The sequence below is a fragment of the Actinomadura luzonensis genome (assembly GCF_022664455.2).
GTDB classification, from domain to species: domain Bacteria; phylum Actinomycetota; class Actinomycetes; order Streptosporangiales; family Streptosporangiaceae; genus Nonomuraea; species Nonomuraea luzonensis.
The window spans coordinates 688,492-711,679 of sequence record NZ_JAKRKC020000002.1 but is presented as its reverse complement, the minus strand read 5'-3'; the positions used below and the strand labels follow the sequence as shown (position 1 = coordinate 711,679).

The 23,188-nt window shown below is 73.7% G+C and carries 25 protein-coding genes; 18 read left to right on the top strand and 7 right to left on the bottom strand.

The features are described 5' to 3' along the window. The first annotated feature begins 1 nt into the window (after nucleotide 1). Nucleotides 2-889, top strand: a complete 888-nt coding sequence (locus MF672_RS33460; RefSeq protein ID WP_242382894.1) for a hypothetical protein — start codon at nucleotides 2-4, stop codon at nucleotides 887-889. A gap of 294 nt (nucleotides 890-1,183) precedes the next feature. Here MF672_RS33460 and MF672_RS33455 read toward each other — a convergent pair whose 3' ends face one another. Together MF672_RS33455 and MF672_RS33450 are read right to left on the bottom strand one after the other, a co-directional pair. After that, a complete protein-coding gene (locus tag MF672_RS33455) occupies nucleotides 1,184-1,396 on the bottom strand; it encodes a hypothetical protein (protein WP_242382895.1) in 213 nt (70 codons plus the stop codon). A gap of 17 nt (nucleotides 1,397-1,413) precedes the next feature. Next, nucleotides 1,414-2,163 carry an SDR family oxidoreductase gene (locus MF672_RS33450; protein ID WP_242382897.1) on the bottom strand — a complete coding sequence of 250 codons (750 nt, stop codon included), beginning with the start codon at nucleotides 2,161-2,163 and terminating at the stop codon, nucleotides 1,414-1,416. Between the two features lie 141 nt (nucleotides 2,164-2,304). Here MF672_RS33450 and MF672_RS33445 point away from each other — a divergent pair, with 141 nt between their 5' ends. Continuing rightward, nucleotides 2,305-3,222: an RNA polymerase sigma-70 factor gene (locus MF672_RS33445; protein ID WP_242382898.1), complete on the top strand. Its 918-nt coding sequence runs from the start codon at nucleotides 2,305-2,307 to the stop codon at nucleotides 3,220-3,222. On the opposite strand, the gene MF672_RS33440 is transcribed toward MF672_RS33445, so the two are convergent. The 3 genes from MF672_RS33440 to MF672_RS33435 all read right to left on the bottom strand — a co-directional run bounded on the left by MF672_RS33440 (nucleotide 3,170) and on the right by MF672_RS33435 (nucleotide 5,943). Then, complete coding sequence (locus MF672_RS33440; RefSeq protein ID WP_254723825.1) at nucleotides 3,170-4,018, bottom strand: low temperature requirement protein A; 849 nt, start codon at nucleotides 4,016-4,018, stop codon at nucleotides 3,170-3,172. The two genes, MF672_RS33445 and MF672_RS33440, sit on opposite strands and share 53 nt — an antisense overlap. Further along, a complete protein-coding gene (locus tag MF672_RS51140; RefSeq protein WP_254723824.1) occupies nucleotides 4,015-4,431 on the bottom strand; it encodes a low temperature requirement protein A in 417 nt (138 codons plus the stop codon). The genes MF672_RS33440 and MF672_RS51140 overlap by 4 nt, the downstream gene beginning before the upstream one ends. Before the next feature lie 96 nt (nucleotides 4,432-4,527). Further along, on the bottom strand, nucleotides 4,528-5,943 hold the full coding sequence (locus tag MF672_RS33435; protein ID WP_242382899.1) for a serine/threonine protein kinase: 1,416 nt from the start codon (nucleotides 5,941-5,943) through the stop codon (nucleotides 4,528-4,530). A 131-nt stretch (nucleotides 5,944-6,074) separates the two neighbouring features. On the opposite strand from MF672_RS33435, the gene MF672_RS33430 reads away from it, so the two are divergent. Continuing rightward, nucleotides 6,075-7,091 (top strand): ABC transporter permease, encoded by a 1,017-nt coding sequence (locus MF672_RS33430; RefSeq protein WP_242382901.1) that lies wholly within the window; start codon nucleotides 6,075-6,077, stop codon nucleotides 7,089-7,091. Here MF672_RS33430 and MF672_RS33425 read toward each other — a convergent pair. Continuing rightward, on the bottom strand, nucleotides 7,088-8,356 hold the full coding sequence (locus MF672_RS33425) for a cryptochrome/photolyase family protein (RefSeq protein ID WP_242382902.1): 1,269 nt from the start codon (nucleotides 8,354-8,356) through the stop codon (nucleotides 7,088-7,090). The two genes, MF672_RS33430 and MF672_RS33425, sit on opposite strands and share 4 nt — an antisense overlap. 145 nt (nucleotides 8,357-8,501) lie before the next feature. Between MF672_RS33425 and MF672_RS33420 the strand changes: the two genes are divergently transcribed. The 8 genes from MF672_RS33420 (at nucleotide 8,502) to MF672_RS33385 (ending at nucleotide 15,077) form a co-directional block, all read left to right on the top strand. Further along, the gene (locus MF672_RS33420; RefSeq protein WP_242382903.1) at nucleotides 8,502-9,272 is read left to right on the top strand and encodes an alcohol dehydrogenase catalytic domain-containing protein; all 771 of its coding nucleotides are present in this window, start codon (nucleotides 8,502-8,504) and stop codon (nucleotides 9,270-9,272) included. Between the two features lie 124 nt (nucleotides 9,273-9,396). Then, nucleotides 9,397-10,791, top strand: a complete 1,395-nt coding sequence (locus MF672_RS33415) for a cytochrome b (RefSeq protein WP_247815539.1) — start codon at nucleotides 9,397-9,399, stop codon at nucleotides 10,789-10,791. Between the two features lie 119 nt (nucleotides 10,792-10,910). After that, nucleotides 10,911-11,390, top strand: coding sequence for a hypothetical protein (locus MF672_RS33410; RefSeq protein WP_242381639.1), 480 nt, complete (start codon nucleotides 10,911-10,913; stop codon nucleotides 11,388-11,390). 16 nt (nucleotides 11,391-11,406) lie between these two features. Continuing rightward, nucleotides 11,407-11,880 (top strand): hypothetical protein, encoded by a 474-nt coding sequence (locus MF672_RS33405; RefSeq protein ID WP_242381638.1) that lies wholly within the window; start codon nucleotides 11,407-11,409, stop codon nucleotides 11,878-11,880. 88 nt (nucleotides 11,881-11,968) lie between these two features. Then, nucleotides 11,969-12,313 (top strand): VOC family protein, encoded by a 345-nt coding sequence (locus MF672_RS33400; protein ID WP_242381637.1) that lies wholly within the window; start codon nucleotides 11,969-11,971, stop codon nucleotides 12,311-12,313. A gap of 280 nt (nucleotides 12,314-12,593) precedes the next feature. Continuing rightward, the gene (locus MF672_RS33395) at nucleotides 12,594-13,259 is read left to right on the top strand and encodes a DUF3887 domain-containing protein (protein ID WP_328517132.1); all 666 of its coding nucleotides are present in this window, start codon (nucleotides 12,594-12,596) and stop codon (nucleotides 13,257-13,259) included. 17 nt (nucleotides 13,260-13,276) lie between these two features. Further along, nucleotides 13,277-14,395 (top strand): alpha/beta hydrolase family protein, encoded by a 1,119-nt coding sequence (locus tag MF672_RS33390; RefSeq protein WP_242381635.1) that lies wholly within the window; start codon nucleotides 13,277-13,279, stop codon nucleotides 14,393-14,395. Between the two features lie 109 nt (nucleotides 14,396-14,504). Further along, a complete protein-coding gene (locus tag MF672_RS33385; RefSeq protein ID WP_242381634.1) occupies nucleotides 14,505-15,077 on the top strand; it encodes an RICIN domain-containing protein in 573 nt (190 codons plus the stop codon). Between the two features lie 68 nt (nucleotides 15,078-15,145). Here MF672_RS33385 and MF672_RS33380 read toward each other — a convergent pair whose 3' ends face one another. Beyond that, complete coding sequence (locus MF672_RS33380) at nucleotides 15,146-15,754, bottom strand: RICIN domain-containing protein (RefSeq protein ID WP_242381633.1); 609 nt, start codon at nucleotides 15,752-15,754, stop codon at nucleotides 15,146-15,148. A 277-nt stretch (nucleotides 15,755-16,031) separates the two neighbouring features. Between MF672_RS33380 and MF672_RS33375 the strand changes: the two genes are divergently transcribed. The 7 genes from MF672_RS33375 to MF672_RS33345 all read left to right on the top strand — a co-directional run bounded on the left by MF672_RS33375 (nucleotide 16,032) and on the right by MF672_RS33345 (nucleotide 23,185). Beyond that, the gene (locus MF672_RS33375) at nucleotides 16,032-16,421 is read left to right on the top strand and encodes a PPOX class F420-dependent oxidoreductase (RefSeq protein WP_242381632.1); all 390 of its coding nucleotides are present in this window, start codon (nucleotides 16,032-16,034) and stop codon (nucleotides 16,419-16,421) included. A gap of 146 nt (nucleotides 16,422-16,567) precedes the next feature. Next, complete coding sequence (locus MF672_RS33370) at nucleotides 16,568-16,927, top strand: effector-associated constant component EACC1 (RefSeq protein WP_242381631.1); 360 nt, start codon at nucleotides 16,568-16,570, stop codon at nucleotides 16,925-16,927. Between the two features lie 2 nt (nucleotides 16,928-16,929). Then, on the top strand, nucleotides 16,930-18,822 hold the full coding sequence (locus tag MF672_RS33365) for a WD40 repeat domain-containing protein (protein WP_242381630.1): 1,893 nt from the start codon (nucleotides 16,930-16,932) through the stop codon (nucleotides 18,820-18,822). Between the two features lie 275 nt (nucleotides 18,823-19,097). Next, nucleotides 19,098-20,120 (top strand): LacI family DNA-binding transcriptional regulator, encoded by a 1,023-nt coding sequence (locus MF672_RS33360; RefSeq protein ID WP_242381629.1) that lies wholly within the window; start codon nucleotides 19,098-19,100, stop codon nucleotides 20,118-20,120. A gap of 65 nt (nucleotides 20,121-20,185) precedes the next feature. Next, on the top strand, nucleotides 20,186-21,439 hold the full coding sequence (locus tag MF672_RS33355; protein ID WP_242381628.1) for a sugar ABC transporter substrate-binding protein: 1,254 nt from the start codon (nucleotides 20,186-20,188) through the stop codon (nucleotides 21,437-21,439). 13 nt (nucleotides 21,440-21,452) lie between these two features. Further along, on the top strand, nucleotides 21,453-22,382 hold the full coding sequence (locus MF672_RS33350) for a carbohydrate ABC transporter permease (protein ID WP_242381627.1): 930 nt from the start codon (nucleotides 21,453-21,455) through the stop codon (nucleotides 22,380-22,382). Next, complete coding sequence (locus MF672_RS33345; RefSeq protein WP_242381626.1) at nucleotides 22,379-23,185, top strand: carbohydrate ABC transporter permease; 807 nt, start codon at nucleotides 22,379-22,381, stop codon at nucleotides 23,183-23,185. The genes MF672_RS33350 and MF672_RS33345 overlap by 4 nt, the downstream gene beginning before the upstream one ends. The last annotated feature ends 3 nt before the right edge of the window (nucleotides 23,186-23,188 follow it).

The window sequence follows — 23,188 nt, the reverse complement described above, 5'->3', positions numbered from 1 at the left end:
GATGACGTCCGACCGCCGCGTGCACTACTCCTCCCGGCAGGAGGAGGCGCAGGCCCTGTGGATGGAGATCGGCGACCGGGTGCGCGCCGCGGCCGGGCCGGGCTGGTCACGGCTCGGGATGCGGCATGACCAGGTGGGGGCGCACGGGCGCACCGCCATCACCCGCGACGGCCGCGAGCTGCCGGCGGCGGGCCTGGGCCTCGACGGGCCCTTCCGGCGGCTGCGCGAGCTGTCCTACCTGGCCGGGGCCGGCACGTGGTGCACGTGCGAGCTGGAGTTCGCGCCGGGCAGCCGGGGCTACCGCGGGCGGGTGAGCCACGCCGAGCAGCCGTTCGAGGAGGTGCCGCCGGCGGCGGCGCTGGCGGAGCTGACCGCCTTCGCCCGGCTGGAGCCGCCCGCCTGGCTGCTGTCGGCGCTGCCCACCGCCGTGCCCATCGGGCTGGCGGACGACTACGCCGCGCGCTACGGCTTCTGGCGCGACACCCCGGAGGAGCCGCTGCCGATCGACGGCGAGCTCTCGTACGCGCCGGCCGCCGGGATGACGGCGAGGCTGTTCGATCACCAGCAGGAGCACGGCCACCGGATGCTGTTCCTGGCCGAGAGGGCCGGCGACCAGGAGGGCGCGCAGTTCTGCCTGTCCACCTTGGAGGACAGGTACTGGATCGCGCGGCAGGACGGGCGCGGCACCGGCGAGGGGCTGCGGGCGCTGACGCTGGACGGCGACCGGCTGCTGCTGGAGCTGACGCCGGAGGCCGCCGACGCGCTGGCCGCCGAGACGGTCTTCACGGTCCGCCTCGACCTGCCGCCGGGGCGGGACGCCGCGCTGCGCGCCGTCCTGCCGGGCATGTTGCGCCCGGTCGGGCAGGCCCCGGTGCTGACCGGTTTCTGACCGCCGGGACGGCGAGCCCGGCGCCGTAGCGGCAGCTGTTGCGGACGCCGTCCAGGTCGTCGTCGGTGAGCTCGCGGCCCTCGGCGGCCACTGGTGGGTGGCGGTCAGAGTGGCGGGCAGGGTGGCGCGCGTGATCAGCGCGGCGGGGCAGAGCGCCCAGGGCGGCAACGCGGGAAGCCGCAGCGCGGCCAGGCAGGCGGCGACCGCGACGGCGATGCCGCACCACGCCAGGAACGGCCTGAACGCGGCGACGGCCGGCGATCGGCGGGACCGATCGCAGGCCGCCCCGGCGTCTCAGGCGCCGTCCGGGCGGTGGAGGCCGCCCTCCAGGGCCTCGACCGCGCCGAGCAGGCCGCGCAGGCCGATCTCCTCGCGCTCGGTCTCCGCCGGGTCGAACAGCCAGTCGGCGGCCGGCAGCCCGGCCTCCTCCTCCGACCGGCCGGCCTCGGCCAGCTCGATCTCGACCTCGGCCCTCAGCCCCGCCAGGAAGTCACGCTCGTCGTTCACAGGTCCTCCGGGCAGGTCTAGGCGGCGGTCTTGAGCCAGTCGAGGTAGCGGACGGTGCCGAGGACGGCGTCGTCGTCGCCGGGGACGAGGGTGTCCTCGCCCGGCACGCTGCCGAAGTAGCGCGCCCGCGGGTCGGTGACGACCTCGCGCGGGTCGCCCCACGCGGCCAGGGCCTGCCGGAAGAACTCGTCCATCCGGAACCGCTCAGGACCGGCCACCTCGACCCGCCCGTTCAGCGGCGCCCCGGTCGCGGCCCGCCCCACCGCCTCGGCCACGTCGCCGCCCGCGATCGGCTGGAACCGGACCGGCGCGATGCGCACCTTCCCCTCGGCCGTCGCCTCGTCGGCGATGGCCCGGGCGAACTCGAAGAACTGCGTCGCGTGCACCAGCGAGAACGGGATCCCCGACCGCTCGATCAGCCGCTCCTGGGCGATCTTCGCAGCGAAGTAGCCGTTCTCCGGCATCTTCTCCGTGCCGACGACGGACAGCGCCACATGGTGGCCCACCCCCGCCGCCGCCTCGGCTGCCAGCAGGTTGCGGGTGGAGGTGTCGAAGAACCTCAGCACCGCCTCCCGCTCGAACGACGGCGAGTTCGACACGTCCACCACCACCTGCGCCCCGGTCAGGGCGTCGGCGAGCCCTTCGCCGGTGAGCGTGTTCACGCCGGTGTTCGGCGAGGCCGGCACCGCCTCGTGCCCGTGCTCGCCCAGCTTCGCCACCAGCTTCGAGCCGATCAGCCCGGTGCCACCGATGACCACGATCCTCATGACCCTGATTCCTTTCCCGGACGCCCGTCCGGCGTCCCGTCGCCAGCTCAGACAGGACACCTCCCGGATCTGTGACAACTTATCGCGACCGGGTCTGCCGCTAGGCTGTTGTGGCTGCTCGGCGGGGGAACGGGAGAGGCGATGACGGTGGCGGGCGACCCGGACGACCTGGACGCGGCCGCGCGGGTGTTCGCCGAGGTGCGGCCGCGGCTGTTCGGGATCGCGTACCGGATGCTGGGCAGCGCCGCCGAGGCCGAGGACCTCGTGCAGGACGTCTGGCTGCGCTGGCAGGCCTACGACCGCGCCACGGTGGAGCACCCGCCCGCGTTCCTCGCCACCACGATCACCCGGCTGGCCATCAACGCCGCCCAGTCCGCCCGCGCCCGCCGCGAGACCTACCCCGGCCCGTGGCTGCCCGAGCCGGTCGACACCGGGGCCGACCCCTACCTGGGCGCGGAGCGCGGCGAGGCGCTGGGGTTCGCCGTCCTGCTCCTGCTGGAGCGGCTGTCGCCGACGGAGCGGGCGGCGTACGTGCTGCGGGAGGCGTTCGAGTACTCCTACCGGGAGATCGCCGCCATCGTCCAGCTCAACGAGCCGGCCGTGCGCCAGCTCGTCAGCAGGGCCCGCAAGCGGCTGCTCGGCGAACGGCGCAAGCCGGTGACCGGTGCCGAGCAGCGCAGGCTGCTGACCGCGTTCGTCGCCGCCGCCCGCGCCGGCGACCTGCGCGCGCTGGAGGAGCTGTTCGCGGCGGACGTGACCAGCTACTCCGACGGCGGCGGCGCGGTGCGCGCCTCCCGCTTCCCCGTGGTGGGCAGGGAGCGGGTGGCCAAGTACGTCAGGGCGTTCGCGGGCCACTTCTGGGCCGGCGTCGAGGTGGCGTGGGCGAGCGTCAACGGGCAGCCCGCGGCGTTGCTCAGCCGCGACGGCGAGGTGTTCACGGTGCTCACGGTCGAGGCGTCGCGGGAGGGCATCGAGCAGGTGTTGTGGATGATGAACCCGGCCAAGCTCACCGCCGTCCCCGCCGGCGGGCCCGGGAACGGGAGCGCGCCGCGAGCGTGAGCGCGACCGGCAGGACGCAGCCGGCGGCGACCCCGGCGGTCACGCCCGCCACCCCGATCAGGGGCGCCGCGAGCGGCAGCGCCAGCACCCCGGCCGCGCAGCCCAGGGCCACGCGGGGCCGCAGCACGGGCCGCGCCGCGACGAGCGCGTGCACCACCTGGAGCAGGACGAGGTACGCGGCGGCCGGCACCGCGACCGCGTACCCGACCCCATACCCGGTCAGCGGCGACGCCGTCGCGGCCTGCCCGGCCCGCTCGACCGCGGCCTCCAGCCCGGCGCCCAGCGCCGCCAGCGCCGCGAACACCCCGTAATGGCCGTAACCCCACAGGTAGGAGCGCTGCCGGCGCTCGCTCAGCCCCTCCCCTGCCGGCGTCAGGAAGTACAGCCACCAGCAGGCGAACAGCAGGACGAGCCCGGAGACGGCGACGACCACGAACGGGCTGACGATCTCGCCGGCCGCCAGCGCCCCCTCCACGCCCCGGCTCGTGGCGAGGACGCCCTCCCCCAGCAGGATGATCGTGAACAGGCCGTAGCGTTCGGCGATGTGGTGCGGGTGCCAGGAGGTGGGCCGAGCACGTTCGGCCCAGCGCGGCACGGCCAGCTCCAGGGCCGCCAGGCAGGCGAAGAGCGGCAGCCCCCAGGACGGCGACAGCGCGCCCGTCGCGAGCAGGACGTGCCGCGCCACCCACGCCACCTGGGCGAGGCCGATGCCGGCGGCGTACCGGAAGGCGGTGCGGCGGCCCGCACGGTCCTCCGTCCCGGCCCGCAGCCACTGCGCGACGAGCGCCGACCTCATGATCGCGTAGCCGAGCGTGACGACGCCGAGGTCGCCCCGCGCGGCCGCGGCGGCACCCCGACGGCGAGCACCAGCACGCCGCCCATCTGCACCATCGTCAGCAGCCGGTAGGCGACGTCGTCGGTGTCGTAGGAGGAGGCGAACCAGGTGAAGTTCATCCACGCCCACCAGATCGCGAAGAACACCTGGAGGAACGGCGTCAGCCCGGCCAGTCCGTGCCCGTCCGCGACGTCGTGGGCGAAGCGGGCGGTGACGGCCGCGACCGCGATCACGAACGTGAGGTCGAACAGCAGCTCGAGCTGGCTCGAGACGCGGTGCGGCTCGTCGGCGGGGCGGCCGGTCATCCGGACGCGGAGCGGTCCGGTGCCGGGTGTCGTGGTGGTGGGGGTGCTGGTGGTGCTGGTGGCCGGCAAGGTCGGCTCCTGTCCTGTCGCGGGTGCGTCACCCGGCAGGACAGGGCGGCGGCCCGATCTGTGACAGCCGACCACCCGCCCGGCCCGGCGCCGGCCTCAGGAGCGGCGCACGGTGAAGGTGCTGCAGCCCCCGCCGATGACCGTGCCCTCGATGGTGGCGGGACGGTCGCCGCCGGTCAGGTCGGCGCGGAGGCCGACCATCAGGTACTCGCCGGGCCGGTCGAGCCAGCGCTCGCCGTCCAGCTCCAGGCTGCGTCCGGCGAGGCGGCCGGTCATGGCGAAGGAGCCGGAGGGCACGTCCGGGTTGCTGGGGTCGGCCTCGAAGGCGAAGACCGCCGTCAGCTTGCCGGGGGACGGCTCGGTGATGGTGAGCCGGAGGGCGGTCTTGCCCTGGTTGCACAGGTACGTGCCGGTCCACTCCCCCGCCACCGACACGCTCGTGGCGGTGGCGGTGGCGGTGGCGGAGGTCGGCGCTTCGGTGCTGGGGGCGGCGGTGGGGGCGGCGGTGGGGGCGGCGGTGGGGGCGGTCGTGGCGACCGCGGCCGGTTCCGCCGACGGCCGGAGCAGCAGGAAACCGGCGACGGCGGCCAGCGCGAGCATCACCACGATCCCCGCGACGAGCCCCGCCACCAGCCCTGCCTTGCCGCCGCCGGGCGGGTGGTGCCCAGGCGGGCTGTAAGCGGGCGGGCGGTGAGCAGGGCCGTAGACAGGCGCGCCGGGACCGGGCGCGGCGTAGGCGGGCGGGGCGGGGGCGTCGCCGTGCAGGTACGCCAGCACCTGCCGCGCGCTCAGCCGCTGCTCGGGCCGCTTGGCCAGGCACAGGCCGGCGATGTGCCCGAGCGGCTGCGGCAGCCGCGTCAGGTCGGCCGGGGCGTTCAGCACCCGGTGGGCGACGGCCGGCGCGCCGTCCTCGCCGAACGGCGGCAGCCCGGTCGCCGCGTACGCCAGGGTCGCGGCCCAGGAGAACACGTCGGAGGCGGGCCCCGCCGGATGCCCGGCCACCTGCTCGGGCGACCGGAAGACCGGCACGTCCGCCGGCTCGGGGAAGCGCGGGACGCCGAGGCCGGTCACCTTGGCCCCGCCGGGCCCGAGCACCACGTGGTCCGGCCCGAGGTCCAGGTGGGCGAGGCCGGCCTCGTGCGTCGCCGCCACCGCCGCCGCCGTGTCGGCCGCCAGCCGGTGCAGGCGGCCGGCCTCCAGCGGGCCCTCGCGCCGGACCAGCTCCGCCAGCGGCACGCCCTCGGCGTACTCGCTGACCACGTAGCCGCGGTCGCCGTGCAGCCCGGAGCCGAGCACGCGGGCGACGGACGGCTCCGTCACCCGCTCGGCCGCCGTGGCCGTCTCCCGCCAGGTCCCGGTGTCGCCGGGCGGCAGCAACGTGACCGCCGCCTGCCCGCCCGCCGAACGCCCCAGGTAGACGACCGTCCACCTGGTCCGGCTCAGCACGCCGGCGAGGGCGTACTCCCCGAGGTGCGGAGGGTCGGCCTCCGTCAACGCCTGCAGCCCGTACATATGGCTCCCGACCCTAACGCGGCGGGAGCGATCAGGTGAAGGGGGCGCCGGCGGGGCTTCGCGGGCCAAAGCTCCTCCAGGAGGGCGTGTCAGCGGCCGGGCGGCGGCCCTGGCCCGCCTAGCGTGAGCGCATGCGCGACCGGACGGTCCGCCGGTGGGCGGCGGTCAAGGACTCCACGTACTTCCCCGCGACCGTGCTCGTGCTGATCCTGGCCGCCGCGGCGGGGCTGTTCGCCGGGTCCTACACCTTCGCCATGGCCGACCCGGCCCCGCACCGCGTCCCGGTGGCGGTGGTGGGGGTCAGCCATCAGACGGTGCGCGGCGCGGCGTTCGCCACCGGCCTGGAGCGGCAGCTCGACGCCTCGCTCACGCTGCTGTTCGAGCGGAGCTTCGCGCGGGCGGCGCAGGCGGTGGAGGAGCAGCGGGTGTTCGGCGTCATCGAGGTGCACGGGGACGACGTGACGATGAACGTGTCGTCCGCGTCCGGCGCGTCGGTGGCGCAACTGCTGGCCGAGGCGGCGCCCAAGGTCGCGCCGCTGGTGGGGGTGCGGCTGACGGTGCGGGACATGAAGCCGCTGCAGCGCGGCGACCCCCGCGGGCTGGCGCTGTTCTACATCACGCTGGCGGCCGTGGTCATCGGGTTCATCGGGGCCGTCCAGCTCAGCGTCAACGCGGGCGCGCTGGGCGCGGGCGAGCGGATCGCGTTCACCGCGGCGTACGCGGCGCTGGGCGGGCTGTCCATCGTGGCCGCCGTGGACTGGGGGCTGGGCGCGCTCGACCTGCCGGTGCTGGAGTCCTGGTTCATCCTGGCGCTGACCATGTTCGCCTCGGGGATGGTGTTCACCATGTTCAACACCCTCGTGCGGCGCTGGGCGATGCTGCCCACGTGGGGGCTGATGGTGCTGCTGGGCAACCCGTCGTCGGGCGGGGCGGTGTCGTGGCCGCTGCTGCCGTCGCCGCTGGGGACCATCGGGCGCTGGCTGCCGCCGGGGGCCTCGATCAACGCCCAGCACACCGCCGTCTACTTCGGCGAGCACCAGAGCGCCGCGCCGTTCCTGGTGCTGGCCGCGTGGGCGCTGGTGTCGTGCGTCGTCTTCCTCGTCTGGCGGGACCGCCACCCTCAGGGGCGGGCCGCCGCGACCGCTTAACCCTGGTCGTCCGTGCCGTCGAGGCGGGCGGGGTAGCCGGCCGGGAGGGACGGCAGCCGCCACGGCTCGTGGACCCGCGCCCCGGGGACGCCGGCCAGCTCGGGGACGTAGCGGCGGACGTAGTCGCCGGCGGGGTCGTACCGCCTGGCCTGCCGCAGCAGGTTGAAGCCGCGCTTGGGACGGGTGTCGTTGCCGGTCCCGGCGACCCACTGCCAGTTGCCGGAGTTGTTGGCCACGTCCCCGTCGAGCAGGTGCTCGAAGAAGTGCCGGGCGCCGTCGCGCCAGTCGAGGCCGAGCCGCCCGATGAGGTACGTCGCCACGATGAGCCGGGCCCGGTTGTGCATCCAGCCCTCGGCGAGGAGCTGGCGCATGCCCGCGTCCACGATCGGCAGCCCCGTCATGCCGGCCTCCCAGGCCTGGAGCGCGTCCCGGTCGTGCCGCCAGCGGCGTTCCTTGCGGCGGTAGTTCTCCCGGTTGATGCGGGGGAAGGCGTAGGTCACCTGGTGGTGGAAGTCGCGCCAGCAGAGCTGGCGGACGAAGTCCTCGCCGTGGGCGGCGCGGCAGGCCAGCTCCAGCGGCGACAGGCAGCCGAAGCGCAGGTACGGGCTGAGCCGCGAGGTGCGGTCGCCGGCCAGGTCGTCGTGCCCGTCGCCGTAGCCGGTCAGGCCGTGCCGCAGCCAGTGCCCGGCGCGTTCGCGGGCGGGCCGCTCGCCGCCCGGCAGGTCGCCGGCGGCCGGGTGCGGGGGCAGCTCGCCCGGGGCCAGGCCGGCGGGCAGCCGGACCTGGTCCGGGGGCGGCAGCACGGGCCTGCGGCGGTGCCGGCGCCAGGCGTTCCAGTAGGGGGTGAAGACGCGGTAGTGGTCGCCGCCGCCGGAGGGCCGCAGGTCGCCGGGCGGCACGACGGTGACGCCGGGGTGGCGGACGAACTCGACGCGTTCGGCGGCGAGGCGCTCCTCGCGCCGCCTGGCCAGCGCGCTGACGTCGGCGCCGGCGTGCACGGCCGTGGCGCCGGTCTCGGCGGCCAGCCGCATCGTCTCGGCGACGACGTCGCCGTGCCGCACGACCAGGTCGCCGCCGCGCTCGCGGAGCGCGTCCCGCAGGCCGGCCAGGCATTGGAGCAGGAAGCCGCGCCGGCCGCCCGCGGGCACGGCCGGGTCCAGCACGAACAGCGGCACCACGTGGGCGGCCCGCGCGCAGGCGGCGCTCAGCGCCGGGTGGTCGTGCACGCGCAGGTCCCGGTTGAAGAGCACGATCGCGGTGTCCATGGCGACCAGTGTGGTGGCGGGCGGGCAAAGCGGCGGCCCGGAGAAGGCCAACTTCCCCTCGGGCGGCGACCGCCGGGCCCGCCGCGGGAAACAGGCGAGGGGAGGGACGCGCGGCGTCCCCCGATCGCCGACCGAGGAGAGCGTCATGCGTGGAGCAGTCCTGTACGCCCCCGGCGACGTCCGCGTGGACGAGCGCCGGGACCCGTCGATCGAGGAGCCGGCCGACGCGGTCATCCGCCTGGCGGCGACCTGCATCTGCGGCTCCGACCTGTGGCCCTACCGGGGCCTGGACGAGGTCGCCGGGCCCGCCCCGATGGGCCACGAGTACGTCGGCGTCGTGGAGGAGGTCGGCGGCGAGGTCACCACGGTCGAGCCGGGCCAGTTCGTGGTCGGCTCGTTCTTCGCCTCCGACAACACCTGCGAGATCTGCCGCGCCGGTTACCAGAGCGGCTGCGTGCGCCGGGTGCCGATGAACCCGATCGGCACGCAGGCCCAGTTCGCGCGGATCCCGCTGGCCGACGGCACCCTCGTCGTCACCCCCGGCACGCCGGACGCGGACCTCGTGCCGGGCCTGCTGGCGGCCTCCGACGTGCTGGGCACCGGCTGGTTCGGCGCGGTGGCCGCCGACGCCGGTCCCGGCCGGACCGTGGCGGTCCGGCCCGGCGGGCACGTCGGGTACGTCGGCGTCGCCCACGGCGTCGAGCTGCCCGGCGAGGAGCTGTTCTTCTCGCTCGTGCACCTGCACGGCGGGCCCGCCCCGGTCCGCCGGTTCCTGCCGGAGCTGATCCGGCTGATCTGCGAGCGCGAGATCGACCCCGGCCCGGTCTTCGACCTGACCCTGCCGCTGGAGGAGGCGGCCGAGGGCTACCGGGCCATGGACGAGCGCCGCGCCGTCAAGGTCCTGCTCACCCCTTGACCGGCTCGTACGTCCACCGGGAGGCGGCACGTGAGGTGAATCACCCCGCCCGCCGCCCTCGCCGGTGTCACGGGCGCGGGCCCCGTCCCGTCTTGTGTACAGGCAAAGGTAAGGGGGCCGCACAATGCGCTCGTCGTCGGGCAAACGCCGCTCGTTCCAGTTCTCCCACTGGTCGTTCATGTTCGCCGAGATCGCCGTCTGGTCGTTCGCCGTCCTGCTGGTGACCGGGGCGATGCTGATGTTCCGCTACGACCCGGGCATGTCGCAGGTGACCTACGGCGGCTCGTACGGGCCGCTGCGCGGGCTGCTGGTGAGCCGGGCCTTCGACTCGACCCTGCACCTGAGCCTGGAGGTGCGCGGCGGGCTGCTCATCCGGCAGATGCACCACTGGGCGGCGCTCGTCTTCGTGGCGGCCGTCGTGCTGCAGCTGCTGCGGATGTTCCTGACCGGCGCGTTCCGCCGGCCGCGCACCCGGCAGTGGCTGATCTGGGTGACGCTGCTGGCCCTCGGCATGGCCGCCGGCGAGACCGGCAACGCCCTGCCCGACGACGTGCTGTCGGGCGGCAGCCTGTGGCTGATGGTGTCGGTCCTGCAGTCGGTCCCGGTGGTCGGGACGTGGGCGTCGTCGCTGCTGTTCGGCGCGGGTTTCCCCGGCGAGCGGGTGATCCCGGTCCTGTACGGGGCGCACCTGGCGATCCCCGTCCTCATGGCCGCGCTGCTGGCCGCCCGCGAGCTGCTGGTGCGGCGCAACGGCCACGGCCGCTTCGCCGCCACCCTGCCGGCCCGGCGGGGCGCCCGCCCGGCGATGGCGCTCGCCACGGTCGGCATGTTGTTCTTCCTCGGGTACGGCTTCCAGATCGCCCCGATCTGGCTGTACGGCCCGGCCCGGCCGACCCAGATCTCGGCGGGCTCGGTCCCCGACTGGTACATGGGCTTCCTGGACGGCGCGCTGCGCATCATGCCCGCCTGGGAGCTCACGCTCGGCGACTACACGCTCAGCCTCGCGGTCCTCGTCCCCACGCTGGTGATCCCCGGGGTGTTCTTCACCGCGCTGGCGGCCTACCCGGCGGCCGAGCGCTTCCTGGCCGCGCGCCGCTCCCGCCGCGACGCGCTCGGCCGCCCGCGGACCGCGGAGCACGCCGCGCGGGCCGCGCGGGCCGCGCGGGAGCGGGCCGGGCGCGACCTGCTGGACCGGCCGCGCGAGCGGCCCGTCCAGACGGCCGTGGCGGTCGCCGGCGTCACCTTCTACGGGCTGCTGTGGGCGGCCGCGGCCAACGACCAGATCGCGCACCAGTTCCACCTGACGGTGGACGCGGTGACGGTCTTCTTCAGGTTCGCCGTGGTCATCGGCCCGGTCGTGGCCTTCGCCGTCACCCGGTGGATCTGCCTGGCGCTGCGGCAGGCCGAGCGCGAGGTGGCCGAGCACGGCGTGGAGACCGGCATCATCACCCGCTCCCCTGACGGCGGCTTCCACGAGCGGCTCGCGCCGCCGCGGGAACCCGCGATCACCGCCCGGTAGCGGGGACGGCGAGCGGAACGGCGAGCGGGCGGGCGGGACGGCGGGCGTGGCACGGGATGGAACGCCCGCCGTTCGACAGGTGCGCCAGCGCACATCACCCATGACGAGCGGAGGAATCCGTGAGAGTCAGACGCCTGATCGCCGCCGTCGCCGCCGCGTTCGCGCTGTCGGCGGGGCTGTTCCCGGCCGCGGCGATGGCGGCGAGCGGACGCAGCCTCGGCGTCCCCTTCACCTACCAGGGGGTGCGGGGACTGTCCGTGCTGCCGGTCACGTTCACGGCCGGCGACTGCCGGCAGACGGGGCTGAACCAGACCCCGAACCTGGCCGCCTCGGCCATCCAGGTCTCGCCGCCGCAGTTCGACCAGTCGGACGTGGAGTGGCGGCCCGACCTCTACACCGTGTCGACCTTCTTCGGCGACGTCTGGCACGCCTCGTTCGACTTCCGCGACAGCGCCGGGAACACCGTGTTCTCGGTGGCGTTCGACGGGCCGTCGATGCGGAAGGGCAGCTTCTACAACGACGTCAGACGGACGCGGATCTTCCTGACCCAGGCGCAGTTCGACGGCATCGCCTTCGTCGACTGGCACGGCGACTGCTGAGCGGGGGACGACGACCATGAGAAGACTCATCCTGACCGTCGCCGGGGCGTTCCTGCTGGTGGCGGCGCTGCTGCCGGCCGCCGCGCAGGCGGCGGGCGGCTCCAGCACCGGAATCCCGTTCTCCTACCAGGGGGTGAAGGGCGTCTCGGTGCTGCCGGTGACGTTCACGGCGGGCGACTGCCGCCAGACGGGGCTGAACCAGACCCCGAACCTGGCCGCCTCGCTCGTCCAGGTCGAGCCGCCGGTGAACGGCCGGGCGACCGTGCGGTGGAAGGGCACGCTCTACACCGTCTCCAGCCGGTCCGGGGACGTGTGGCACGCGCGGTTCGTCTTCCGCGACGCCTTCGGCCAGGACGTCCTCACCGTGCGGTTCGACTTCGGCCAGATGTGGCCGGGGACCATCTACCACAGCAACTCGGTGGCGCAGGTGGACCTCAGCCAGGCGCAGTGGGACAGCATCACCTTCTCCGACTGGTTCGGCGACTGCTGAGCGGCTCCCCGATGAGTTCCGCCCGCGCGGCCGGTCTCCTTTCCCGTCACGACGTGACGACGGGACGACGGGAAAGGAGCGGTCCGCGGTGGATCTGCACAGCGTGGTGTGCGTGCGCGACCTGGCGGTGGCGCGGAAGTGGTACGAGGTGTTCTTCGGGCGGCCGGCGGACGAGGTGATCGGCGCCGAGCTGCTGTGGCAGGTGGGCGAGAACGCCTACGTCGTCCTCGACGACCGGCCGGTCCGGGCGGCGCGGGTGGGCGGCACCATGATCACGTTCGGGGTCACCGGCCTCGACGACTTCCTGGACCGGCTGGCGGCGCACGGCGTCGGGCACGAGCCCGTGGAGACGTACGGCAACGGCGTGCGCCACGTGGAGATCCTCGACCCGGACGGCAACAGCCTCTCGCTCGCCGAGGCCCCCGCCGTCTGAGCGGTCCAGCCGATGCGCCGGCCCGGCTGGCGGTCGAATTCCGTGCTGTCACGGAGTAGAATAACGTGCCAGCACGATTTAAGGACGGCCGACCATGCCCGGATCCGCCGGAGCCCTGTCCTGCGAGCACTGCGGCAACCCACTGCCAGGCCAGCAGGGACGCGGGCGCAGACGACGGTACTGCGACGCCACCTGCCGCAGCGCCGCCCGGCGCGACCGCGAGAGAGCCGTAAACGAAGTCTTGACGGCGGCGGGCCGTCAAGCGCATATTGACAACGTGATGAAGAGGCCCCCGCCGGCCGGGGTGACCGACGGCGCGGCGAACGCGGTGGCGGACGCCGTGGCCGACGCTGTGGCCGACGCTGTGGCCGACGCTGTGGCCGACGCCGTGCGGAGGCTGGCCGCCGAGGTGGCCGCGGGAGACCGTCCGCCCCTCGACGCGGTGGCCGCCGCCAGGGACCTCGCCCGCGCGGCCGACCGGGCCCTGCGCGCGACGGTGGACCGGGCGCGCGGATCGGGGCACACCTGGCAGGAGATCGGCGACGTGCTCGGCACCACCCGGCAGGCCGCCTTCCAGCGGTTCGGGCGTCCCGTCGATCCGCGCACCGGCCGGCCGATGGCCGAGACCATGCTCCCCGGGGCAGCCGAGCGCGCGGCGGAGCTGTTCGCCGACCTGGTCGAAGGCCGATGGGACGAGGTGTGCCGCGAGTTCGGCCCGGACGTCGCCGCCCGGCTCGACGCGACCGGCCTGGCCACGGTCTGGGCGCAGGTGACCGGCCTGTACGGCGGCTACGAGGGCATGGGCGAGCCGGTCGCGCGTCCGGCCGGCGACTACACGGCGGTGGACGTCCCGCTGTCGTTCGAGGCGGGCGAGCGCGTCGGCCGGGTCAGCTACGACCAGGCGGGCCGGGTCGCGGGCCTCTTCATCCTCCCGCTCGACCTGTGACCTCACCGGGGGGAACCATGTTCGCCTCGTCACCTCGTGGACGCGTCCCCGCCTGGCGGCTGCTGGGCGCCGTCGCGCTGCTGGGCGCGCTGTCCGCCGACTGCGGAGCCGGCGTCGCGCCCCCGCCCGCCGCCGCCTCCCCCGGCGAGTGGGTGGAGGAGGAGGTGAGCTTCCAGGCGGCGGGCATGACGGTGTACGGGACCTACCGGCGCCCGGCCCGGCCGCCCGCCGGCCGCGGGCTGCCCGCCGTCCTGCTCGTCGCGGGCAGCGGGCCCACCGACCGGGACGGCAACACCCCGCTCGTCCAGGGACGGCTGGACTCGCTGAAGGCGGTGGCCGGGTGGTTGTCCGAGGACGGCGTGGCCAGCCTCCGCTACGACAAGCTGGACAGCGGCAGGACCGGCGCCGGGCGGTACGGCGGGCCCGGGGCCGAGGCGATCGGCCTGGCCCCGTTCGAGCAGCAGGCCGCGGCGGCGCTCGGCCACCTGGCGGCGCGGCCCGGCGTGGACCGCGCCCGGCTCGGCGTGATCGGCCACAGCGAGGGGGCGCTGTTCGCGCTGCTGCTGGCCGCCGGCCGGATCGCGGGGGCGGCGCCCGTCCACGCCGCCGGCCTGCTGGAGCCGCTCGCCGACCGCTACCTGGACGTCATCGGCCGCCAGTTCGACGCCCAGGTCGCGGCCGGGCTGAAGGGGGGCACGGTCAGCGAAGGGAAGGCGGCCGAGCTGCGGCGGGCGTACGCAGAGGCGGTCCGCTCGCTGCGCGCCTCGGGGACGCTGCCGCCGGAGGTGCCCCGCGAGCTGGCGGCGGTGTTCAACCCGGGGACCGCGCGGTTCCTGGCCGAGGCCGACCGCCACGACCCCGCGCGGCTGGCCGCCGCGCTCAAGCCGGGCACCCCCGTGCTGGTGAGCTGCAGCGACGCGGACATCCAGGTGAGCTGCGCCGACGTGACGCGCCTGACGGCGGGCCTGGCCGAGGCGCGGGCCGCGACGCGGCTGGTCCGGCTGAGCGGGGTGAGCCACGTCCTGAAGGAGGACCCGAGCCGCACCCCCGACGGGTACGGCAGGCCGCTGCCGTTCTCGGCCGAGCTGCGCCGCGCCCTGCACCGCTTCACCGCCACCGCCCTGCCCCCGCGCTGAGCGGGCTGCCGGCCGTACCGCGAAGGGTGGCTCGGGGTCGGCGCCGCAACCCCACATTGAGTACGCCTTACTCATGCCCCGCCGTCGCCGGGCCCGCACGCTGGGTGACATGAACGGACACATCCTCCGCGCGGCCGCCGCCACGACGGCCCTGCTCGCCCTCGCCGCGACCGCCGCTGCCCTTCCCGCCGCCGCCTCCGCGTCCGCAGCGGCGACGTCGTCGTCCGCGTCGGTCTGGGCCGCGTCGAACGTGCAGCTCGTCAACCGCCAGACGGGCAAGTGCCTGACGATCGCGGGCGGCGTCAGCACCGACAACAACGTCCACGCCGTCCAGTACACCTGCGACGACCACCCCTCGCGCCGCTGGGACATCTGGGGCTACTCCAGCGCCTACCTCCAGGTCAGGAACCGCCAGACGGGCAAGTGCCTGACCATCGCGGGCGGCGTCAGCACCGAGAACAACGTGGTCGCCCTCCAGTACACCTGCGACACCCACCCCTCGCGCTACTGGGCGCTCGGCAACCGGCTCGGCGAGTCCGTCGAGTTCCGCAACGTGCAGACGGGCAAGTGCCTGACGATCGCGGGCGGCGTCAGCACCGCGAACAACCTGGAGGCCGTGCAGTACACCTGCGACGGCCACCCCTCCCGCTTCTGGGACATCCGCGACTACTACGGCGGCTGAGCCCCGCCCCGCACGACGAGGGACACGCGCACGGGGTGCGCGTGTCCCTCCTTGCCGTCGTCCCCCGGTCAGAAACCGAAGAACGGCATGTCGAACACCTGGTTCGCCTCGCCGACCGGCCGCTGGTGCAGCTTGGCGCCGGCGACGACCGGCCCCTTGACGGTGGCGGCCAGGCCGCTCCAGACGTTGGTCATGCCGTACTTGGCCCCGCCGTGGGACGGGGTCACCCACTGCTGGCTGATCGTGCCGTCGCACTGCCGGACCTCGATCCCCGCGCCGGGGGACTTCGAGATGCCGTCCGCGATGTCCAGGCAGCCGCCGTTGTTGCTCTCCACGACGTAGGCGTTCCCCGCGGGCGTGGGCGTGAAGTGCCACAACACGCCGAAGAACACCGGGTTGGCGGTGGAGGGCACCTGCGTCAGGCGCACCCCGGCGACCGCGTTGTCCTGGAGGGACAACCCGTTCATCTGGATCCACCACAGGCCCGGGTCGGTGGCCGTGGCCGCGGTCCGCGCCGGATCGGCGTCGTCGCCAGGGGCGGCCGCGCTCGCGGGCGCGCCGGCCCCCGCCAGCAGGGCGGCCGCCAGCGCCAGGACCGGCGCCGACAGGCGGGCCGCGCGCCGCCACGGCCGGGACGCCGCGGAGGTGATCCGGCGGTTCGTACTGATTGTGGACATTGGTCCCCCGTGAGTCGGGTCGGGTACGCTCACGCGCCTTTCGCGTGAGCGCTGGAACGTGACGCGACGGCGGAGGCGGCGGCGCCGGGCGCGTCGGGACAACGCGACCGAAGGTAGGTGAGCCTGGTGGGGCGGCACCGCGTACAAGTGCACGCTTGCCGCGACTTCTGCGTACTTGCGGGCAGCCGACCCTCATGCGCGGCCTGCTGAGCGGATGCGATAGAAAGGCACGCCCGCGGCGACCGCCGCGGCAGGAGCGACGGAAGGACCCGCCCGCATGACCTTCACCCAGGCCGAACTCGACTACCTGGCCACCCAGCGCCTCGGCCGGCTGGCCACCGTCTCGCCCGCCGGACAGGTGCAGGTCAACCCGACCAACTTCTTCCTCGACGCCGGCACCGGCACGATCGTCATCGGCGGCGGCGCGCTCGGCGGGACGAAGAAGTTCCGCAACGTCCAGCAGGGCAGCACGGTCGCGTTCGTCGTGGACGACCTGGCCTCGGCCGACCCGTGGACGCCCCGCGGCATCGAGATCCGGGGCACCGCGGTGGCCCTCGCCGACCAGGAGCCGCCGCTGCCTGGCCTGTCCCGCGAGATCATCAGGATCACCCCCACCAAGATCGTCACCTGGGGGCTCAGCGGCCCGCGCACCGCCCGCTCCGTCTGACGCGACGTCGCGGCAGGCCGCCCGAGCGTCCCGCCGAGCGGCCACGCCGCAGCGGACGCGTACGATATGCAGCCATCTCCGCGGTAAAGCCGCCCGCCCGATGTCCACCGTGATAATTTCCCCTCTCGCAGTTCGGAAGGACCACGGTGGACATATCCCTGACCATCGACAGTGCCAATGGGATCGAGGAACTCGAATCATTGGTTGATTGGCTGTCGGAGGAGAAATCACTGCGCGGCCGAGTGCGGTTGAGGCGCGCTGTGCCCGCTCCCGGCGAGATGGGCGCGATGAGCGAGACGGCCCTGGTGGCCGTCTCCTCCGGCGGCGCGCTCACCGCTCTCATGACCTCGCTCAGGGCCTGGCTGGCCCAGCCGCACAGGTCGGACGTCCGCGTCAAGATACGCAAGCCGGATGGCACGCTGATCGAGGTCGACGCCAAGAACGTCGACGGCAGGCGCGTGGAGAAGGCGTTACGCAGCACGCTGCTCGCTCGGCACGAGGAGTAGACGTGCGCCCGGCCGACCCGAAGCGATCGCGGATCGTGCTGATCGGCAGCAGCAGGTACGCCGACCCGGAGCTGGCGGACCTGCCCGCCGTCGCCACGACCGTGCGCGACCTGAGCGCGTTCTACACCGATCCCCACGCGGGCGTGGTGCCCCGCCGCCATTGCGCCGTGCTTCTCGACGCACCTGGCCTGGAGAGCGTGGGTAACGGCCTCGCCGTCTCCGCACGGGCCGCTGAAGATCTCCTTCTCGTTCACTACATCGGGCACGGCCTGGTCAGTGGACGTAAACAGGACCTTTATCTGGCACTGCCAGGAACAGTCTGGGATTCGCCGGATTTCTCGGCCCTCGAATACGGAAAACTGCGCGACGCCGTCCTGCGCAGCCCCGCTCGCGTGAAAATCATCATTCTCGACTGCTGCTTCTCCGGGCGAGCATTCTCACGCAGCATGTACGGCGGGCCCTCGGGTGCTTCGCTGGCGGAGTTGGAGGTGGAGGGCGCCTATGTGCTGACCTCCGCCGGGCAGAGCCAGGTCTCGCAAATTCTTCCCGGTGAGGAACACACCGCGTTCAGCGGGCGGCTCCTGCGGCTGCTCTGGGAAGGCATCGACAACGGCCCGGCCCTTCTCACCATCGAGGATCTCTATCAGGCGTTACGGCATCGGATGCGCATCGCCCACCTTTCCACCCCGGAGCGGCGGCTGACGGGCGACGCGGAACGAATGCCGTTGACGGCCAACCGGGCGGGCGTCCTGGAGCGACCGCGGCGGCATGCCGATCCGCCTCGCCGGCGTATGCGGCGATCGGGCACCGGCAGGACTTCCGGCCTGGGAGGGTGGCGACGGCCCGTCCCGCTCACCGCACTTGGGGCACTCGTCATAGCCGTCACCGCCTGGAGCCTCGTCCCGGACGCCTCTCCGAAGGCCCGCCCGTCCGCGCACGTCACCTCGCCGCCACCGTCCGCGCCTGCGTCAGCTAGCCCGGCCACGGCCAGGACCGTGACCACGACCGCCACGACCGCCTGGCGGAGCCGGCGTCTCCTCACGATCCCAGGCCCTTTCGATGCCGCGCGGTTCAGTCCGGACGGCACGATCCTCGCCATGAGCGGCACGGACCGGACGTTGACCTTGCGCGACATGTCCACCGGCGCCGGCAAGGTGCTCAGGCTCGGCAGCGCGTCCGCCACGCTCCGTCCAGCCGTGTTCAGCCCGGACGGGAGGTTGGTGGCCGCCTGGGCGCAGGGGGACCGGGCGATCCGCCTCTGGGACCGGCCGACAGGGCGATGGCTCACCTTCAACCCGGCTCATCCGGCGCCTGTATGGGCGGCGGCCTTCAGCCCGGACAGCAGGACGATGGCGACCGGCGGCGACGACGGCGACGTCATCCTGTGGGACCTCGCCAGGCAGCGCCGGATCACCGCCCTGCGGCGCGACGGAAACGGCCGCATCTGGTCGCTCGGCATCAGCCCTGACGGCAAACTGCTGGCCGCCGGCAGCGCCGACGGCCACGTCCACCTGTGGAACCTGAGGAACCACACCTACATCCGCGCTCTGACCGCAACCCCTGAAGGAGTATGGGGCCTGGCGTTCAACCCGTCCGGCACGAGGCTGGCGGCCGTCGCGGCGGACAAGAGGATCGCCCTGTGGGACGCCCGGACACTGGAGCTGAAGGCCACCTTCCGCGACGACCACACGCGGGTCTACGGCCTGGACTTCAGCGCCGACGGCCGGTTCCTGTCCAGTTGCGGCGAGCCCGACACCACCCGGGTCATCGACGTTACGGCTCGCCGCAAAGTCGCCGAGTACCCGGGAAGTCTGTCCTTCAGCCCGACCGGCCGGTCCTTCGCCACGGTCACCGCACTCGGCGACGTGCAGGTCTGGCGCATGACCGGCGCCTGAGACCGCGTACCACGGTCGCGACGCTCCGGAGCCGCGCGGGTTTCGGGCGGATTGCCGGATCGGGCGTGGCGGGTTTCCGGCAGGTCACGATTCGGTATCGCCGAGGACGCGCGGCCTTGACGGTCGGCCCTCTCAGGGGCGATCGTCGGGGGCATCGTTGAACCGGTTCGCCGGGACGAGGACGATCTCGCTCCTCTCCGTCGGGTGAACCGGCCTTCGGTGAGGGGTTTCTCCACCGGTTCATCGAACCGGTTCGACAAGATCGAGGAGCGCGCGTGGCGACCATCGGGGACGTGGCCCGGGAGGCCGGGGTGAGCCGGAGCACGGCGTCGTACGCGCTGTCCGGCAAGCGTCCCATCTCCGACGAGGTCCGCCGGCGCGTGCTCGCGGCGGCCGAGGCGCTGGCGTACACCCCGAACGCGGGGGCCCGCGCGCTCGCCACCGCCCAGACCAAGGTGCTCGGCCTGCTCGCCCAGTTCCACGAGGACGAGTTCGCCCCCGCGATGATGCAGTACATCCTGGGCGTCACCAACACCGCCCGCGACCTCGGCTACGACACGCTGCTGGTCACCGAGGCCGACGGGGTGCGGGCGCTGCGCCGGGTCACCGACTCCCGCATGGTGGACGGCGTCGTGCTCCTGAACATCGCCCAGGACGACGCCCGCCTGCCCATCCTGCGCGCCGCGCCGCAGCCCGGCGCGCTGGTCGGGCTGCCGGGCGACTGCTCCGGGCTCGACGTGTTCGACCTCGACTTCGAGGAGGCGGGCCGGGTGATGGTGGACCACCTGCACCGGCTCGGCCACCGCGAGCTCATCCTCGTCTCCCAGCCGGAGCACGTGGTGGAGCGCGGCGGCGCGTACGTGTGGCGGCTGCGTGACGCCGCGCTCGAACGCGCCCGCCAGCGCGGCGTGACCCTGCACGCCGTGTACGGCGAGTCCCGGCAACCCGCCGTGGGACGCCTGCTCAACGGCCTGCTCGACGCCTACCCGGCGGCGACCGGCCTGCTGGTCAACAACGAGGCCGCCGCGGCGGCGCTGCCCTCCGTCACCTACGCGCGGGGGCTGCGGGTGCCCGAGGACCTGTCGGTCATCGGGCGTTACTCCGCCGAGTTCGCCGCGACCTTCTCCCTGCCCTACTCGCACATCGAGAGCGCGCCCGACCGCCTGGGCGCCATGGCGGTGCGCCAGCTCGTCCGCCGCGTGGAGTCCGAGGCGGCGCGCGCGGAGCCGTTCGTCGTGCGTTTCCTGTCTCCCGAGCTGGTCTCGCTCGGGAGCACCGCACCCCCGCTCCCCCGCTGAGCGCGGGGGAGACCGCCCTGACCGTTCGAGGGCGCTCGATGTGAGCGCTAACACTGGAGAGTCGGATGAACCGTACGTCCGTGCACACCGTCGTGATCGGGACCGCCGTCCTGGCCCTGGCCGCCTGCGCCTCCACCCCGCCGCAGGGCGGCGCCCCCACCGGGTCCGGGGGCGGCGGCGCGTACACCTGGTGGGACCCCTATCCGCAGCACGACGCGAACTCGGCCTGGGCCAAGCGGGTGAACACCTGCGGGCAGCAGGCCGGCGTCACCATCCAGCGCACCGCCTACGACACCACCGCCCTCACCAACCAGGCCCTCCTCGCCGGGCAGGAGGGCAACGCGCCCGACGTCATCCTGCTCGACAACCCCGCCGTCTCGACCCTGGCGGACGCCGGCATGCTGACCGCGATGTCCGACTTCGGCCTCGATGTGAACCGGTTCGACAAGAACCTCGTCGCGGCCGGCGAGCTGGACGGCAAGACCTACGGCATCCCGATCGGCGCCAACACCCTCGCCCTCTACTACAACAAGAAGATCCTCGACGCCGCCGGCGTGGACCCCGCCTCGATCAAGGACTGGGCCTCCCTCACCGCCGCGCTGAAGAAGGTCAAGGCCGCCGGCAAGAAGCCGATCACGTTCGCCGCCATCGGCACCGAGGAGGGCTCCTTCCAGTTCCTGCCGTGGTTCTGGGGCGCCGGCGCGCAGCTCACCCGGCTCGACTCCCCGCAGGCGGGCGCGGCTCTGGAGCTGTGGTCGTCCTGGCTGAAGGACGGCCTCGCGCCCAACTCCGTGCTCAGCAACTCCCAGAACACCACCTGGGAGGAGTTCCTGACCGGCGAGTTCGCCTTCGCCGAGAACGGCACCTGGCAGATCGACAGCGCCGCCAAGGCCGGCTTCCCGACCGGCGTCGTGCAGATCCCGGGCAAGGACGGCGGCACCGCGCCGACGCCCACGGGCGGCGAGTTCATCACCGTCCCCGTGCAGAAGGACACCAAGCGCTACGACGTCACCAAGAAGATCCTCGAATGCATGACCACCCCCGAGGGCCTGGTCGAGACCGGCACCACGTTCGCGTACTATATCCCCTCCACCGCCGAGGGACAGCAGGCCATCCTGGCCAAGGAGCCGGGCCTGAAGCCCTGGGTGGATGCCGTGCGCAGCGCCAAGGGCCGCACCAGCGACAACCTCGGCACCAAGTACCCCAAGATCTCCGAGGCCCTGTGGACCGGCGTGCAGAAGGCGCTGAGCGGCGCGGCGAGCCCCGCCGGCGCGCTCAAGGACGCCCAGGCGCAGGCCCAGCGGGCCATCGGCGACTGATCGGACCCGCTCCATGACCTCCACGCGCACCGCCGCCGCGCTCGCCCGCCCCGCGCACCGGGCGCCGCGGCGGCCGCTCCAGTGGACGGCGCTGGCCTTCCTCGCGCCGCTGCTGGTCTACCTGCTGCTGTTCTACGCCTACCCGCTCTACCGCAACATCGAGCTGAGCCTGCACGACTACACGCCGCGCGCCTTCATCCAGGGCGACCCGGAGTTCACCGGCCTGGAGAACTACCGCGCGATCCTCACCGACGGCGCGTTCCTGCGGGCGCTCGGCAACACGGCGCTGTTCACGCTCGGCTCCATCGCCGTCCAGTACGCCCTCGGCCTGGCGCTCGCGGTCTTCTTCCACCGCCGCTTCCGGCTGTCGGCCGTGCTTCGCGCGTTGTTCCTGGTGCCGTGGCTGCTGCCGCTGATCGTCTCGGCCTCGACGTGGTCGTGGATGCTCGCCAGCGACAACGGCGTCGTCAACGCGGCCCTGCGGGCGTTCGGGATCGGCCAGATCAACTGGCTGACCTCGCCGGACACCTCGCTGCTCGCGGTCACCGTCGCCAACATCTGGCTCGGCGTGCCGTTCAACCTGGTCATCCTGTACGCCGGGCTGCAGAACATCCCGGCCGAGCTGTACGAGGCCGCCGGCCTGGACGGCGCGAACGCCTGGCAGCGCTTCCTGCGCATCACGTTCCCGCTGCTGCGCCCGGTGTCGGCGATCACGCTGCTGCTCGGCCTCATCTACACGCTCAAGGTCGTCGACATCATCTGGATCATGACGAGGGGCGGCCCGGCGGACGCCTCGACGACGCTGGCCATCTGGTCCTACCGGGAGGCGTTCGGCACCGGGCAGCCCGACTTCTCCCCCGCCGCGGCGGTCGGCAACCTGCTCATCCTCATCGCCTTCGCCGCGGGGCTGGTGCACGTACGCCTGCGGAAGGAGACCCCATGAGAGGGTGGCGGACGGCCGTGGGCGTCGTCCTGGCCGGGGTGATGCTCTTCCCGGTCTACTGGATGGTCAACGTCTCGCTCACCAGGACCGGCGACCTGCGGGCCGACCCGCCGCACTGGTTCCCGTGGAACCCCACGTTCGAGGGGTACGCGGCGGCGCTCGGCCAGCAGCTCCCGGCCCTGGCGACCAGCCTGTTCATCGGCCTCGGCACGGTCGCGCTCACGCTCGCGGTGTCGCTGCCGGCCGGGTTCGCGCTGGCCAGGCTGCGGCCGCGCGGCGGCCGGGCGGTCGACTTCCTGCTGCTGGTCGCGCAGATGATCCCGGCGGTCGTCATGGCCATGGGCTTCTACGCGATCTACATCAGGCTGGGCCTGCTCAACACCGTGCCGGGGCTGATCGTGGCGGACTCGACGCTGGCGGTGCCGTTCGGGGTGCTGCTGTTCCGCGCGTTCATGGCGGGCATCCCCGGCGAGCTGATGGCGGCGGCGCAGCTCGACGGGGCGAGCACCTGGCGGACGTTCCGCTCGATCGTGCTGCCGCTGAGCCGCAACTCGGTGATCACCGTGTCGCTGTTCACGTTCCTGTGGGCGTGGTCGGACTTCATCTTCGCCTCCACGCTCAACCGCAACAGCGACGTCATCCCCATCACGCTCGGCATCTTCCGCTACATCGGCAACAACACCACGCAATGGAACTCGATCATGGCGACCGCGGTGATCGCGTCCGTTCCCGCGGCCTTCCTGCTGGTCCTCGCGCAGCGCTACATCGCCGCCGGGGTCACCGCGGGCGCCGTGAAGGACTGACCA